This window comes from Massilia cavernae, assembly GCF_003590855.1.
GTDB lineage: Bacteria > Pseudomonadota > Gammaproteobacteria > Burkholderiales > Burkholderiaceae_D > Telluria_A > Telluria_A cavernae.
Genome location: NZ_QYUP01000122.1, coordinates 34,024 through 49,070 on the forward strand (window position 1 = coordinate 34,024; position 15,047 = coordinate 49,070).

A 15,047-nucleotide genomic window follows, 5' to 3' on the forward strand; every position below is an offset into this window, starting at 1 on the left:
TCAGTGGGCGGCGGCCTCGGGCACGCCGGCAAAGAAGCGATAGCGGTTGCGCCCGGCGTTCTTGGCGCGGTACATGGCCGCGTCTGCCTTGCGCAGCAGCTCGTCGAGGCTGGCGCCATCGCCCGGATACAGCGTGATGCCGATGCTGGCCGACACCCGCGCTTCGCCCGCCGCCAGCGCGTAGGGCTTGTCGATCTCGGCCAGCATCTTGGCGCACAGCGCCTCGATCGCCGCCGGCCGCGCGACGTCGGCCAAAATGACGGTGAACTCGTCGCCGCCCAGCCGCGCCACCGTGTCGGTGCCGCGCACGCAGGCGCTGATGCGGCGCGCCACCTTTTGCAGCAGCTGGTCGCCGGCTGCGTGGCCCAGCCTGTCGTTGACCGCCTTGAAGCCGTCCAGGTCGAGGAACAGCAGCGCCAGCGTGAGGCCGCTGCGGGCGGCGTGCCTGATCTCGTGCTCGAGCCGCTCGCGGAACAGGCTGCGGTTGGGCAGTTCGGTCAGGTGGTCGTAGTTGGCGCTGCGGCGGATGCGCTCCTCGGCTTCCTTGCGCTCGGTGACATCGCGCGCGGTGCCCGCCACCGCCTCGCTGCGTCCCTGCGGGTCGAGCACCGGCACCAGCAAATACTCGTACACCTGGCGCCGCCCGCCCCCCGCCGAGAAGCCCAGCTCGCCGCGGTCGACCGCCTGGCTGCGCACCACCTGGTCGACATGGACTTCGATTTCGGGCGCGAAGGTGGCAGCCAGCGCATAGAAATCGGCGCCGCGCAGCTTGGCCGCGGGGATCCCGACGTGCTCGGCAAAGGCGGCGTTGGCATAGATCAGCTGGCCGCCCGGCTCGATGATGAAGGCCAGGTCGGGAGAACTCGACAGCAGCGCATCGAACAGGCGCGACTGGTAGTCGCGCAGCGAGGAATAACGCGCCAGCGATTCGGACACGGCCTGGTCGACCGCCTCGTTGAAGCGGATGATTTCGTCGGCCACGTCGGGCGAGCCGGAACGGTCGTTCCAGAGCATCAGCACGGCGCTGCGCAAGGCCCGGAATTCGGCCACCGCGTCGGTGATGCTGAAGCCCTGGGCCAGCCGCACCGCCCCGTGCTGCGCGGCCTGCATGTCGATGACGGCGCGCGCCGCGCGCCCGCTGGCGCGCTCGATCATTTCGGCGGCCACCGGCGCGCCCTCGATGTGCGCCGCCATCGCGGCGAGCATGTCGTGGGCGTGGTCGCGCAAGCCCTCGGTATCGAGCCCGCGCGCCGAAGGGATGTTGCGTGCGTAGGCCTCCCATTCGTCGAGGATGCGGTCGGCGCCCGTACGGAGGAATTCTGCCAGTCTCATTTTGTCGATCACCTTTCAAGGCCGAAGGCCGCACCGCGCTTGGACAGGCCCTTTGTCCGAAATGTTCCACAAGCCGGCAGCACAATATTTACCACCGGAACTTCACCGGAAGAGCAGACACATCCGTAACTGAATCCTACAAACACTACTCCCGTAGTCCTACTTTAATCGGAAATTCGATCACTTAACATGAACTTCCTGCTACACGGACTTCCAGCGTGCGGGCGCGGCGCACGGCGCCCGCCGAGATACTGAACGAAGCAGACAAAGGAGAGACAAATGGCTAGCAATCAAGGGGGCAACAAGGGCAAGCAATCCGGCACCAGCAACCGCGGATTCGCCTCGATGGATCCCGAGAAGCAGCGCGCGATCGCGTCCGAAGGGGGACGCGCCGCCCATGCGTCGGGCAATGCCCATGAATTCACGTCGGAGGAAGCGCGCGCGGCTGGCAAACTCAGCCATGGCGGCAACCGCCAGAGCGGCGCCACGGCCCCGGCTGCGAAGCCGGCCGGCAATCCGGCTGGCGCCGGCAACCTGGCCAGCAGCCCAGCCCAGGGTGCCAACCGCGCCGACAGCGGCGGCATGGACAGCGGCCCGGGCGGCAAGCAGCGCTAGCGGAGCGACGGCGGCGAGCCGTCAGGCCACCATCCGCGGCGCCGGCTGCAGCGCGCTCAGCAGGCTGAGCAGCTGGACCGTGTCCGCCGGCTTGGCGAAGTAGTAATCGAAACCGGCAGCGAGCGCCGTGTCGCGGCCGTAGCGGTGACCCTGGCCGGTGACGGCCACCAGCACCGAAGCGCTGTTGGCCGCGCGGATCCGGCGCGCCAGTTCGTTGCCGTCGATTCCGGGCAGGCCGATCTCGATCAGGCAGGCATGCGGCGCCAGCCCGGTCGCGCGCTCGAGCGCCAGCAGCGGGTCGTGCTCGACCATGGCCGTATGGCCGGCCATCTCCAGCAGCATCGCCATGGCCCCGGCGGCATCCGGGTTGTCGTCCACCACCAGCACACGCAGGCCGCCAAAACCGCCGCCAGTTGGCGCGGCGTCCGGCTCGGGCCAGGTTTCGGCGTCGAGGTGGCGCGGCAGGTACACCGAAAAAGTGCTGCCGGCGTCCTTGCCTTCGCTGGCCACGGTGACGTGGCCGCCGTGCAGCGACACCAGGCTTTTCACCAGCGCCAGCCCCAGTCCCAGGCCACCCTGCGTACGGTCGGGCGTGCGCTTGTGCTGCGTGAACAGCTCGAACACGTGCGGCATCAGGTCGGCGTCGATCCCGATGCCATTGTCGCTGACGTGGATCTCGATCATGGCCGGATGGGCCACCACGTCGAGCGCGAGGCGGCCGCCGTTGGGGGTGTACTTGGCGGCGTTGTGCAGCAGGTTGGTCACGACCTGCACCAGCCGCTTGCGGTCGCCCCAGACCGCGACCTCGCCCTCGGCCGGCGCGTTGACCACCGCCACGTGGCCGCGCTCGTCGATCAGGGGCTGGGTCTGCTCGATCGACTCCAGCACGACCTGGTGCATGTCGAGCACGTCCTTCTCCAGCACCACCAGCCCGGTATTGACGCGCGAGACGTCCAGCAGGTCGTTGATCAGGCTGGTCATGTGGTTGACCTGGCGCTCGATGATGACGCTCGATTGCCGTACCCGCGCGATATTGTCCGGCGCCAGGCCAAGCAGGTGGGCGGCCGAACGGATCGGCGCCAGCGGGTTGCGCAGCTCGTGCGACAGCATGGCGACGAATTCGTCCTTGTGGCGGCCGGCCTCGAGCAGGCTTTCCTCGGCGCGCTTGCGCGCGGTGATGTCGATCGAGACCCCGCGGATCCAGCGCGGCACGCCGCCGGCGTCGGCCACGACGGTGCCGTACACCTGCAGCCACACGGTTTCGCCGTTGTCGGGACGCACCAGCCGGATCACTTCGGCGTAGTTGCCACGCCGCGCCAGCGCCGCACGGCGCGCCACGTCCATCCGCTTCATGTCCTCGGCCGGGATGGCGCGCCATACAGCGCGCATGTCGGTCCAGCTGGCGCCGAACAGCTCGGCCGCGTTGTCCGAGAACACCACCTCATTGGTGGCCAGCACCCAGTCCCACACCACCATCCGCGCCACCTTCATGCCTTCGCGCAGGCGCAGTTCGCTGTGCTCGAGCGCCACCTTGGCCATGGTGCGCTCGGTGGCGTCGAAGCCCTCGACGAAGATGCCGGTAACCAGCCCGTCGGTGAAGATCGGCTGGTAGACGAAATCGCAGTACACCTGAGTCACCTGGCTGTCCGGCGGACGGCGCAGCATCATCGTGACATCGGTGGCGTTGAACGGCTTGCCGGTGCGGTAGACGTTGTCGAGCAGCTCGGAAAAGCCCTGGCCTTCCAGTTCGGGCAATGCGGCGCGCACGCTGTTGCCGATCAGGTCGCGGTCGCCGACGAAACGGGTGAAAGCGGCATTGGCGAATTCGAACACGTGCCCGGGACCGCGCAGGATACACATGAAGCCCGGCGCCTGCTGGAACAGGGTGCGCAGGCGGGCTTCCTCGGCTTCGCGCTGGCGCGCCAGCGCCTGTTCGGTCAGCGCGGCGTTGACGGTTTCAAGCTCGGCCCTGGCGTTGTGCTGGACGGTGACGTCGTTGCACATCACCAGCACGCCGTGCACGCCTTCGCTGTCCTCGACCGGGCTGTAGCCATAGGTCCACCAGGCGTCCTCGCGCCGGCCGTGGCGGGTGAGCGGCACCAGCTGATCCTCGTTCCAGGTCGAGCCCTTGCCGGCCATGACGAACTCGATTTGCGGCCCGATGATCGGCCATATCTCGTCCCAGCACTCGCGCCCGCCCTGTCCCAGCGCGCCCGGATGGCGCTCGGGCCCCATGGTGCGTGCGTAGGCGTCGTTGTAAAACTGCACCAGGCCGGCGCCCCACCACAGGAACATTGGGTGGCTGGAGGAAAGAATGATCCGCACCACGCTCTTGAGCAGCGGCGGCCATTGTTCGGGCGGGCCCAGGCCGGTGGAAGCCCAGTCGGCGGCGCGCATCAGCGCCCCCATGTCCCCGCCTCCGGCAAGGAAATCAAAACTCGGACGCTGATCGTTGTTCATCGGATTTGCTCCGAGAAACCTCGTCCTTCAGGACGGGGAGTGAAAGGAGCCGACTGCGCAGCAGTCGATGCCTTGATTTTAAGAGTGGAACCATGGTCGACAATGGCTGTCGAACCTGTATGAAACTGGCTTACCGCTACCGAGTCAAGTCGCTGACCGGCTTGCTGAACAAGCAGGCCCGGGCAGTCAACTTCGTCTGGAACTACTGCAACGACAGGCAAAAGGACGCGCTGCGTTTCGGTCGCCGCTGGCATACCGGTTTCGACCTGATCAAGCTCACCACCGGGTGCAGCAAGGAGCTTGGCCTTCACTCGGGTACGGTCAACGATGTATGCCAGCGGTACGCCAAGTCGCGCTCCCAGTCGCGCCGTCCCTACCTTCGCTATCGGGGAAGGAAGTCCTCGGGCTGGGTGCCGTTGAAAGGGCGTGACCTGAAACGCGAGGGTAATGCCTTTCGCTTCGCCGGCAATACCTTCCGCGTGTTCCTTTCGCGCGCGCTGCCTGAGGGAAAAATCACCGACGGGACCAACCTCTCGCGCGACCGGCGCGGCAACTGGTTCCTCAATATCGTCCTTGAAGTGCAGGAGCCGCCTGCCCGCTTGCCGGTGTGCGGTGTGGGAATCGACCTTGGCCTGAAAGACCTGGCGACGTTGAGCGACGGCAGCCGCATCCCGGCGCCGCACCTCTACCGTGCCAGCGAGGCGGCGCTGGCCATGGCTCAGCGCGCCCGAAAAAAGAAACGGGTCGCGGCGCTCCACGCAAAGATTGCCAATCGCCGCCGGAACTATCTGCACACCTGCACCAGCGCCATTGTCGGCGCGTTCGACTACATTGTGGTCGGAAATATCAATGCTTCCGCGCTCGCCAGAACCAGCATGGCGAAGTCCGTCTACGATGTCGGCTGGTCGTCCTTCCGCACACAACTGGCGTACAAGGCTGTTAAGCATGGCGCCTGGTTTGAAGAAGTGAACGAAAGCTTTACCACCCAGATCTGCTCGGATTGTGGCGCTGTTCCCGATTCGAGGCCGAGAGGTATCGCAGACCTTGGAAGCATGTTCACAGAACATGCGAAAGAATGGCGTTGTTGTGATTGCGGAGCGGTACATGATCGTGATCTCAATGCTGCGCTAAACATTCTCCGTCGCGGACGTGCGACGCTAGCTGTAGGAATCCCCGACCTTTAGGTTGGGGAGGACGTCAAGTTAACTGTTCACGTCACACGCGGCCGCACGGCCGGAAAATAATAATACCTTGTTCAAAAAGCATTTGACATCAAAAAGTGCAGTTTTGCCAAGGTATTTACAACATTATGTGCGCCACCTAACGGAAGCATGGGCAGGCACGTGGCATGCTTGCCGCAACGGCGCGCCGCGCCTTTCCCTTACTCAACAGGAGAGTCCATCGTGTCCGACAATCCGCTGGAACCCGGTCCCCAGGACTATGACCGCATCAACGTCAACGTCGAGTCGGAGCTGGCCTACTGGTCGCGCGAACTGGGCGTGTCGCGGCCGCACCTTGCCGAACTGATCGAAAAGGTCGGCCCCGGCGTACTCGACATCAAACGCCGCCTGGCCGAGGAAAACCGTCCGCCCCGCTTCGACGGAATACCACCGTAGGCCCTGGGGCGAAAAAAAACCCGGACGCTGCTCACGTCCGGGTTTTTTTGCGCTCAAGCGCCTGCGCCTAGTGCTGGCCGCTGCCGTGGCCGTGGCTGTGGCTCTCGGTTTGAACCGGCACGCTGGCGCCCTCCACGCCTTCGAAGAAGAACTGCTTGCGCGCCTTCGGCGTCGCGCCTACTTCGTTCATGGTCGCGGTCTCATACAGGCGGCCGCCGATCATCACGTGCGTCACGCGGTCCGACTTGCGGATGTCCGCGACCACGTCGCCGTCGATGATCGCCAGGTCGGCCAGCTTGCCCGGTTCGAGCGAACCGACGTCCTTGTCCAGACCCAGGTAGCGGGCGCCGTTGATGGTCGCCGAGCGGATCGCTTCGAGCGGGGTCATGCCGCCGCCGGCCAGCGACCACATTTCCCAGTGCGCGCCCAGTCCTTCGCGTTGCCCGTGGGCGCCGATATTGACCGGCACGCCGGAGCGCTGCAGTTCGGTCGCGGTGCGCGCCACCTTGAACACGTTGAAGTCTTCCTCCGGTGCGGTTTCGCGGCGCACGCTGCGCGGTTCGAGCACCGACTTCGGCACGTAGCGCGACAGCAGCGGGTGCTTCCACACGTCGCTGCGTGCGTACCAGTAGTGCTCCCCATCGAGGCCGCCGTAGGACACCACCAGCGTCGGCGTGTAGCCTACCCTGGTCTGCGACCACAGCTGCTTGACGTCGTCGTAGGCTTTCTCGACCGGGATCGAGTGCTCCACGCCGGTATGGCCGTCGACCACCATCGACATGTTGGCCTGGAACAGCGAGCCGCCTTCAGGCACCACCATCATGCCGGTCTGGCGCGCAGCTTCGAGGATCTGCTGGCGCTGTTCGCGGCGCGGCTGGTTGTAGCTCTTGACGCTGATCGCGCCACCGGCCTTCAGGCGGCGCACGTGGGTCAGCGCGTCGTCCAGGCTGTCCACCGGCGCGGCGAAGTTACCCTTGGCGCCGTACAGGATGGTGCCGGTCGAGTAGATGCGCGGGGCGACCACCTGGCCGGTGCGCTGCATCTCGCTGTGCGTGAAGATGGTGCCGGTATCGTTGGACGGGTCGTGCACCGTGGTCACGCCGAATGCGAGGCCGGCGTAGTCGACCCAGCTTTGCTGCGGCACGATGCCGTCTTCGCCCATCGCGCCGTGCCAGTGCGCGTCGACCAGGCCCGGGATGATGGTCTTGCCCGAAGCGTCGACGCGGGTGGCGCCGGCAGGCGCCGCCACATCGGATGCCTTGCCGACGGCGGCGATGCGGTTGTCCTTGATGACGATGCGGCCGTTGTCGATCACTTCGTCGCCCTTCATCGTCACGATGAGGGCGCCGTCGATCACCACCGTGCCGCGCGGAATTGCCGCCTTGGCCTGGAAGCCGATCTTCACGCCCGGCTGCTGCTTCACCGCGTCGGCGCGCAGCTTTTCCTTCTTGGCGTCAGTGTCGCTCGGCGCGAACGCCAGCTTCAGCTCGCGCGTGAACAGCTGGTCGCCCAGCGAGAAGTGCAGCGCGCTGCTGTCGCCATTCCAGTGCAGGTAGTCGCCGGCATCGACGTCGAGCTGGCGCACCGGCAGCGACTCGGTCTTTTCGCCGATGACGACGGCCTTGCCGGCCAGCGGCAGCGGCGTCACCCAGGTATGGAAACGTTCGCCGTAGGCCAGCCAGGCGCCGTCCGGCGACACCGCGAAATTGGTCACGAATTCGCCTTTGGCGACCGCATGCTCCTGGTACTTGTCGAGCTGGATGCGTACCAGCGAGGTCATCGAATCGACTTCGTTCGACTTCGACACGCGCGTCACGTAGACATGGCTGCTGTCGCCGGCGAACTGCGGCGCACGGCCTTCGTCGGTGATCAGCGCGGGCTTGCCCTTGCCGTCCGCCGCCACCTTGTAGACGCCGGTATCGAGGCCGTTCCATGGCGAGGTCAGGGAGCGGCCCTGGCCCTTGACGAAGACCACGTCCTTGCCGTCCGGCGAAAACACCGGCTCGGTGTACTTGCCCGGCGATGTGGTCAGCACGGTTTCCTTGCCGCTCTTCAGGTCGATCGTGCGGACCGAACCCTGCTTCTCGTCGTCCCAGGTGGTGAACACGACGCGCTGGCCGTCGCGCGAGAATGTCGGGAAGTACTCGAAATGGCTGCTCTGTTTGGTCAGGCGCTTCGGCTCGCCGTTCGGCAGGTCGCGCGCGTAGAGATGGCCCAGCGCCGAATAGACGACCTTATTGCCCTTCGGCGAAACATTGGTCCAGCGCAGCTGGCGCACGTCGAAGCTTTCCGGCGCGACGCTGTGCTGGAAGCGGACCGCCTCGCGGATGTCGCGGGTGTCCTTGACGTGGAAGGCGATTTCCTTCGCTGCCTTGGTGAACGGGTCGACCCGCCAGATCTTGCCCTTGGCCCAGACCACGATCTCTTTACTGTCCGGCATCCAGCCGAACGAGGGATAGACGCCGTGGATCGCCCAGGCTTCCTGCATGTCGCGCTCGAGTTCGCCCCAAACCGGGGTTTCCTTGCCGCTCGCGAGGTCCTTCAGGAACAGGGTCGACTGGTTGCGCACGCGGCGCACGAAGGCCAGGTACTTGCCGTCAGGCGAAGGAGTCGGGCGCACCGCGCCGCCGGGACCGCTGACGAAAGGCTTGGTCTTCTCGTCGCGCAGGTCGCGGCGGAAGATCTGGTAGATCTCGTCGTTGGAATTCTTGTTGTACTCGAACACGGTGCCAGGCGTGGTGTCCTGCGAGTAGTAAATGTAGCGGCCGTCCGGCGAGAACGCCGGCTCGCCCAGGTCCTTCTGCCAGTTCGGCTTCTCGTTGAGCTGGACGCCGCCGCCGCCCTGCACGTGGAACATCCACAGTTCGCCGGAACCGAGCGAGCGGGTGCCGGAGTAGTGCTTGCGCGCCGCGATGAACTTGCCGTTCGGATGCCACACAGGATTGTTCAGCAGGCGGAATTTTTCCTTGCTGACTTCACGCGCGCCGCTGCCATCGACATTCATCACCCAGATGTTGTCGCCGCCCGCGGCGTCCGACATGTAGGCCAGTTGCTTGCCGTCCGGCGAGAAGCGCGCCTGCATTTCCCAGGCCATCGAGTGGGTCAATGGTTTGGCTTCGCCGCCCGTGATCGGCAGCAGGTACAGGTCGCCGAGCAGGTCGAACACGATGTTCTTGCCGTCAGGGCTGACGTCCACGCTCATCCAGGTGCCGGTGCGCGTGTCGATGTTGACCTTGCCCGCCGCGCCGGGCGGATTGTTGACGTCCCATTTCTTCTTGTCGTCGGCGGCGGTGTCCGCGGCCACGGCCGATACGGACGAAGCGATGAATGCAGCGATGGCGGCTGCGCGCAATGTAAACATATGACTCCCTGTACTCGTTTTTTATGGCGGCAAGTTTTGCCGATCCACATTCTACTGCCGTACGGGAACGAAAATCGAGCAATGCCGGATGCATATGCCGAAAAAGCCGTAACAATGAGGCGTTCTTGCGTACGTACCGGCACTGTGTATTGACTGCCAATCACCGATTCGCAAGATAATCGCCTGGCCCCTTTCGGATGCTTGTTGAATTATGGACTTTAATGTTATATTTTAGTTAGTTAATTAGTCGTCAACAACCTGGATTCCAATGGCAGAAACCCAGCTGGTCTATTTGTTTGCGAGCGATATCCCGGTCGGTAGTCCATTACCCTGGCCGGTACTTCTCGCCTCGGGCGATTTACTGGCGCCGGCGGGATTCGTCGTTGCAAATGATTTGGTTCAAGAACGCCTGATGATGGCGGCGCCCATGCGAATCGGCTCCGCTTCCGACCGTGGCCGCCCCTCTCTGTCGGTGGACACCGATAATCTCGCGGCGAAAATCGCATCGCGTTCCGAGGACCCGCTCAAATACTTCCGGCAAAATGCGGAAACCGTCGTGCTGACCTTCAAGCTCCCCGCCGAGGACAAGCCACGCACCGTGACCGCCGACTTCTATGGGCGCATGCCGATGTCGTCGGTCATCGTGTCCGCGCCCGTGCTCGGCCTCGGCGACGAAATGAAATGGAAGAATTTCGAAGGCATGCCGATTACCGTCCAGGTATTGTTCGGCCGGACCTTGTGCATGTTTAAAACGACATTATTATGGTACGCAGCAGTGCCACATAGTCATTTATTCCTGCGCTATCCGCAAAAGGTGGTCACCAAGGTATTCCGCCAGGCGCTGCGGGTGAATGCCCGCCTTTCCGCATCGGTCATTATGGAAGAAGGCTGCAAACTGCCTGGACTGATTACCAATTTATCCGATTCCGGATGCGCGATCGAGACCGGTTTCCTGCTCGGCCACTCCGGGCGGCAATTAACCCTGGAATTCGACGCCGGGACCGGCGGCGAGCCCCAGCTTATTTCGGTGCCGGGCATAATCCGCACCGTCAAAGGAAACCTGACCCAGCAAATGCGCTACGGGATCGAATTTGCCGAGCCCATGGGCGAGGACGTGGCACAGGCGCTCAAAGCGTTCATCTACGCGCAGCTGGCGGACGCCTGACGCAGGAAATCGCCCGCCGCAGCGCGTCGCGCCTATCCAAGCAGCATGCGCTCGAATTCTTCCGGCGGCATCGGCGCGGCGAACAGGAAGCCCTGGGCGTAGTCGCACTGGCGCGCGGCCAGCCAGTCGCGCTGGGCAGCCGTTTCGACGCCTTCCGCGATCACCTTCAATCCCAGCTTGTGGCCCATCACGATGATGGTATCGGTGATGGTGCTGGTGGTGGGGTCGTGCAGCATCTCGGCCACGAAGGACTGGTCGATCTTCAGGTAGTCGATGTCCAGCCGCTTCAGGTAGCTCATCGACGAATAGCCGGTGCCGAAGTCGTCGATGGCGACCTCGACCCCGCCCTCGCGCAGCTCGTACAGCTTGGCGAACACGTTCTCGGACAGGTTCAGCAGCACGCCCTCGGTGATCTCGACGCTGATCGAGCTGGGCGGCACGCCCAGCTTGCGCAGGTGGTCGATCCAGTCCATGGTGCGGTGGTGGCGCTCGAACTGCACCGGCGACTTGTTGATGCTGATCTGGAAGGTGCTGCCGGTCAGCTCGCTCCAGCGCTTCGACCACAGCGCGGCGGTGGTGAACACCCAGTTGCCGATGTCGTGGATCATCCCGCATTCCTCGGCGATCTTGACGAACTCGGCCGGCATCACCAGCCCTTCTCCCGCCCGGCGCCAGCGCAGCAGCGCTTCCGCCTTGACCACCCGTCCCGTGTCGAGCTCGACGATCGGCTGGAAGTACAGCTCGAGCTGGCCGTCGGCCTGGGCGCCGCGCAGGTCGCTGATCAGCTTGAGGCGCTGCATGGCCGCCACCTGCATGTCGCTTTCGAAGAAGGTGAGCTGATTGCGTCCCGCCGCTTTCGAGCGGTACATCGCATGGTCGGCGATGCGCATCAGGTCTTCCGGCCCCTTGGCGTCGATCGGGTAGCGCGCGATGCCGATGCTTCCGGACACGTACATCGGCTCGACGCCGATCTCGAACGGCATCGCCAGCGTGTCGAGGATGCGCTGGGCGGTCTGCTCGACGTGCTCCAGTTCGCCCGCCTCGACGATGATCACGGTGAACTCGTCGCCGCCCAGCCGCGCCACCGTGTCGCCCGGGCCCAGGCAGCGTTCGATGCGCTGGGCCGCCTCGATCAGCAGCGCGTCGCCGGCGTCGTGGCCGAGCATGTCGTTGACTTCCTTGAAGCGGTCGAGGTCGATGAACAGCAGCGCCAGGGTCCCGCTGGCCGCCTCGGCCTGGCGCATGCCGTGCTCGAGGCGGTCGCGGAATAGCGCGCGGTTGGGCAGGCCGGTCAGCGCGTCATAGTGGGCGCGCCGCTCCAGCGTTTCGTTGAACTGGGTAATGGTCAGCTCGGCGTTCTTGCGGCGCGTGATGTCGTGGGCAAAACCGTGCCATACGGTCGACTTGTCCGGGCGCCGCGTCGGGGTGGCGCTGACCTCGATCCAGCGCAGCCCCTTGTCCGGCAGGCCCACGCGCAGTTCCATGTGCCAGGGTTCGAGGCTGGCCGCCGACTTCAGGAAGGCGCGCCGCGCGCGCATCCGGTCCTGCGGCTGGATGCGCTCGGCCAGGCGCTCGGTATCGGCCTGGATCGCGGCGGGCGACAGTTCGAACAGCTCGTTGGCGACCGCGCTGATGAAGGGACAGGTGGTCTTGCCATCCGGTCCCAGTTGAAGCTCGAAGAACACGCCCGGCACATGCTGGGCCAGCTGGGCCAGCAGCTCGTGGCTGGCCTCCAGCTTCTGGCGCAGGCGCACCTGTTCGGTGATGTCGACGATGGTGCCGACGATACGCTCCGGAACCGAGGCCTCGTTGCGTTCGACCACGGTGCCCGACATGCGCACCCAGATCCAGTCGTCCGGTTCGCGGCGCAGTCGGTATTCGTGGGTGCAGACGTTGCGGGCCGGATCCATGCACAGAGCCACCTTGCGCAGCACTTCCTGGACGTCGTCGGGATGGACGCGGCTTAGCCATAGCTCCGGATCGTCGCTGTTGATCTCCTCGGCAAGGCCGATGATGCGCTTCCACTGAGGCGAGTAGAACATCCTGCCCACCGACGGGCGCCAGTCCCACACGCCCTCGCCGGTGCCTTCCAGCGCGAAGTTGAGCCGCTCGTCGTTCCTGGTCAGTTCGTCCGACAGGCGGCTCAGTTCGCCGAACGACTTTTCCAGCTCGCGGTGGGCCTGCATCAGCTGGCGCTCGCGGTTCATGACATCGGTGATGTCGTTCACTGTGCCGACCAGGTCGGTACACCTGCCGTGGCCGTCGAACACGGGCGTCACCGACACCAGCCCGGCCTTCTGGCCGGCCGGATAATCGGTGCATTCTTCCCAGCGCCGGGTCTGGCGCGATGCGATTGCCTCGCGGTAGTGCTGCAGCACCAGCGTGCAAGAGGGCTCGGGGATCACTTCCTGCACCAGCCTGCCCAGCACCTGGCCGGGCGACAGCGCCGTGGCGCGGTAGAACGCCGGGTTCACATTGGCGAAGCGGTAGGTGTCCTCGCCTTCCACGGCCAGGTGGAACACCACGTCCGAGGCGTTGACGTAGGCGATCGCGCAGACGGCGTCGGGGACCGGCGGCGCCGGCCCGGCCGGGGGCGCGGCAGGGTTCGCAGGGCGCGCGGCTTCCGCCGCGGGATCGTTGGGAGGGTCCTGCTCCGGTTCGCTGTCGGTCTGCTCCATGGCCTGGAACCTGTCTGTCTGCGGTTGGATGGGCTGCGCCGTGCTGGGTGTGCCTCCATTGTAGCCCAACGTTTCAGGGCGTTCTACCCGGGAATGCATCCGCACCCTTGCCGTTGGGGGCGGTGTTGCGGAACGCGCGGCCCCGGCAAAATGCGGTACAGTCTGAATACCGCACGAGACGAGGTTCACGTGAATCGAACCGGATGGATAGCACTGGCGTCCGCACTGGGCGGCGCGGCAATTGGCGCGCCTGTCGTCGCGGCGCTGCACCTGTCCAACCGGCAAAGCCTCGACAAGGAAATGGACAGCGCGCTGGCGATCGCCGACGAGGTGATCCGCCGGACCAACGAGGTCATCCATCAAACCACTTCCGCCATCGACAGGCTGACCGCCGCGCCGGCGCCGGATCCGTGCTCCGACGAGCGCATCGCGCGCATGCGCGCGGTGGCAATCGGCTCCACCTACCTGCGGCTGGTCGGACGGGTCGAGGGCGACAGCCTGGTGTGCTCGTCGGCGGGACGCCATATGCCGCCGGTTCCGCTCGGCCCGATCGACTATGTCACCGCCAAGGGCGCGCGGGTCCGCATCAACGTGACGCTGCCGCTGGCGCCCGGCGTGCGGTTTCTCATCGCCGAGAAAAACGGCTACGCCGCCGTGATCCACAGCAGCACGCCGATGGACGTCTTCCTGAACAACCGCGATATCTCGGTATCGTTGGTCAGCAACAGCTCGGGCCGCACCATCCTGACCCACGGCGCCTACGCCAGCTCATGGTTCCGCGCCCTGCCCAGCGGCGGCGCCGCCAAGACTTTCGACGGCCAGTACGTGATCGGACTGCGCCGCTCGGAAGAATTCGACGTGACCGCGGTCGCCGCGATCCCGGTACGTTACCTCGACGCCCGCTCGAACGAATTGTCCATGAAAGTGCTGCCGGTCGGGCTGCTGGCCGGCGTGTCGCTGGCGTGGGCGGTGAGCGTCCTGATCCAGCACCAGGGTTCGCTCGCCTCCATCCTGCGCTCCTCGCTGAAGCGGGAAGAGTTTTTCCTGGTGTACCAGCCGGTGATCGACTTGCGCACCGGCAAGTGCATCGGCGCCGAGGCGCTGGTGCGCTGGCGCCGCGAGGATGGCAGTGTGCTGATGCCGGACGTGTTCATCCCGGTGGCGGAAAGCAGCAGGCAGATCGCCACCCTGACGGCCACGGTGATCGACCTGGTCGAGCGCGAGCTGCCGCGCCTGCTGGCGGCCTATCCCGACCTGCTGATCGGCGTCAACCTGGGCGCGGTCGACCTGCAGAACAAGCTCATCGTCGACCGTCTGGCCTTGCTGTTTTCGCGTACCGCCATCCAGCCGCACAACCTGATGCTGGAGGCGACCGAGCGCGCGCTGATCGATTTCGACCTGTCCAGCAGTGTCATCCGCGACCTGCGCGCCATGGGCCTGATGATGGCCATCGACGACTTCGGCACCGGCTACTCCAGCCTGTCCTACCTGACCCAGCTGGCGGTGGACTGCCTGAAAATCGACAAGTCCTTCGTCGACACCATCGGCTCGGAAGCGGCCACCAGCAAGGTGGTGTACTACATTATCGAGATGGGCAAGTCGCTCGACCTGAAGATGGTGGCCGAAGGCGTCGAGACCGAGGCACAGGCGACCTTCCTGCTGGAAAACGGGGTCCACTACGCGCAGGGCTTCCTGTACGGGCGCCCGATGACGGGCGCCGACCTGGAAGATTACCTGGCCCGGCACTAAGCGGAGCGCCCGCCGCATCGCGCTGTGTCCTGCACCAACGTGCACGGCGCTTGCATCGGCCGCGCCGGGGT

The 15,047-nt window shown here is 65.3% G+C and carries 9 protein-coding genes; 5 read left to right on the plus strand and 4 right to left on the minus strand.

Features of this window, described 5'->3' with window-relative positions; genetic code table 11:
- Positions 1 to 1,332, minus strand: coding sequence for a diguanylate cyclase domain-containing protein (locus D3872_RS15510; protein WP_147373898.1), 1,332 nt, complete (start codon positions 1,330 to 1,332; stop codon positions 1 to 3).
- Positions 1,333 to 1,611: 279 nt separating this feature from the next.
- Here D3872_RS15510 and D3872_RS15515 point away from each other — a divergent pair, with 279 nt between their 5' ends.
- Positions 1,612 to 1,947, plus strand: a complete 336-nt coding sequence (locus tag D3872_RS15515; RefSeq protein ID WP_119811649.1) for a KGG domain-containing protein — start codon at positions 1,612 to 1,614, stop codon at positions 1,945 to 1,947.
- 21 nt (positions 1,948 to 1,968) lie between these two features.
- Here D3872_RS15515 and D3872_RS15520 read toward each other — a convergent pair whose 3' ends face one another.
- Positions 1,969 to 4,407 (minus strand): hybrid sensor histidine kinase/response regulator, encoded by a 2,439-nt coding sequence (locus D3872_RS15520; protein WP_119811650.1) that lies wholly within the window; start codon positions 4,405 to 4,407, stop codon positions 1,969 to 1,971.
- 119 nt (positions 4,408 to 4,526) lie between these two features.
- Here D3872_RS15520 and D3872_RS15525 point away from each other — a divergent pair, with 119 nt between their 5' ends.
- Positions 4,527 to 5,591 carry an RNA-guided endonuclease InsQ/TnpB family protein gene (locus tag D3872_RS15525; RefSeq protein WP_119811651.1) on the plus strand — a complete coding sequence of 355 codons (1,065 nt, stop codon included), beginning with the start codon at positions 4,527 to 4,529 and terminating at the stop codon, positions 5,589 to 5,591.
- A 219-nt stretch (positions 5,592 to 5,810) separates the two neighbouring features.
- A complete protein-coding gene (locus D3872_RS15530; RefSeq protein WP_119811652.1) occupies positions 5,811 to 6,023 on the plus strand; it encodes a DUF3606 domain-containing protein in 213 nt (70 codons plus the stop codon).
- A gap of 67 nt (positions 6,024 to 6,090) precedes the next feature.
- Here the strand turns inward: D3872_RS15530 and D3872_RS15535 are convergent, their stop codons facing one another.
- A complete protein-coding gene (locus tag D3872_RS15535) occupies positions 6,091 to 9,384 on the minus strand; it encodes an amidohydrolase family protein (RefSeq protein WP_119811653.1) in 3,294 nt (1,097 codons plus the stop codon).
- A 268-nt stretch (positions 9,385 to 9,652) separates the two neighbouring features.
- Between D3872_RS15535 and D3872_RS15540 the strand changes: the two genes are divergently transcribed.
- Positions 9,653 to 10,549 carry a PilZ domain-containing protein gene (locus tag D3872_RS15540; protein ID WP_119811654.1) on the plus strand — a complete coding sequence of 299 codons (897 nt, stop codon included), beginning with the start codon at positions 9,653 to 9,655 and terminating at the stop codon, positions 10,547 to 10,549.
- Positions 10,550 to 10,581: 32 nt separating this feature from the next.
- Here the strand turns inward: D3872_RS15540 and D3872_RS15545 are convergent, their stop codons facing one another.
- Positions 10,582 to 13,227 carry a sensor domain-containing protein gene (locus D3872_RS15545; RefSeq protein ID WP_182915819.1) on the minus strand — a complete coding sequence of 882 codons (2,646 nt, stop codon included), beginning with the start codon at positions 13,225 to 13,227 and terminating at the stop codon, positions 10,582 to 10,584.
- 189 nt (positions 13,228 to 13,416) lie between these two features.
- Between D3872_RS15545 and D3872_RS25290 the strand changes: the two genes are divergently transcribed.
- A complete protein-coding gene (locus D3872_RS25290; RefSeq protein ID WP_182915820.1) occupies positions 13,417 to 14,976 on the plus strand; it encodes an EAL domain-containing protein in 1,560 nt (519 codons plus the stop codon).
- Positions 14,977 to 15,047 lie beyond the last annotated feature (71 nt).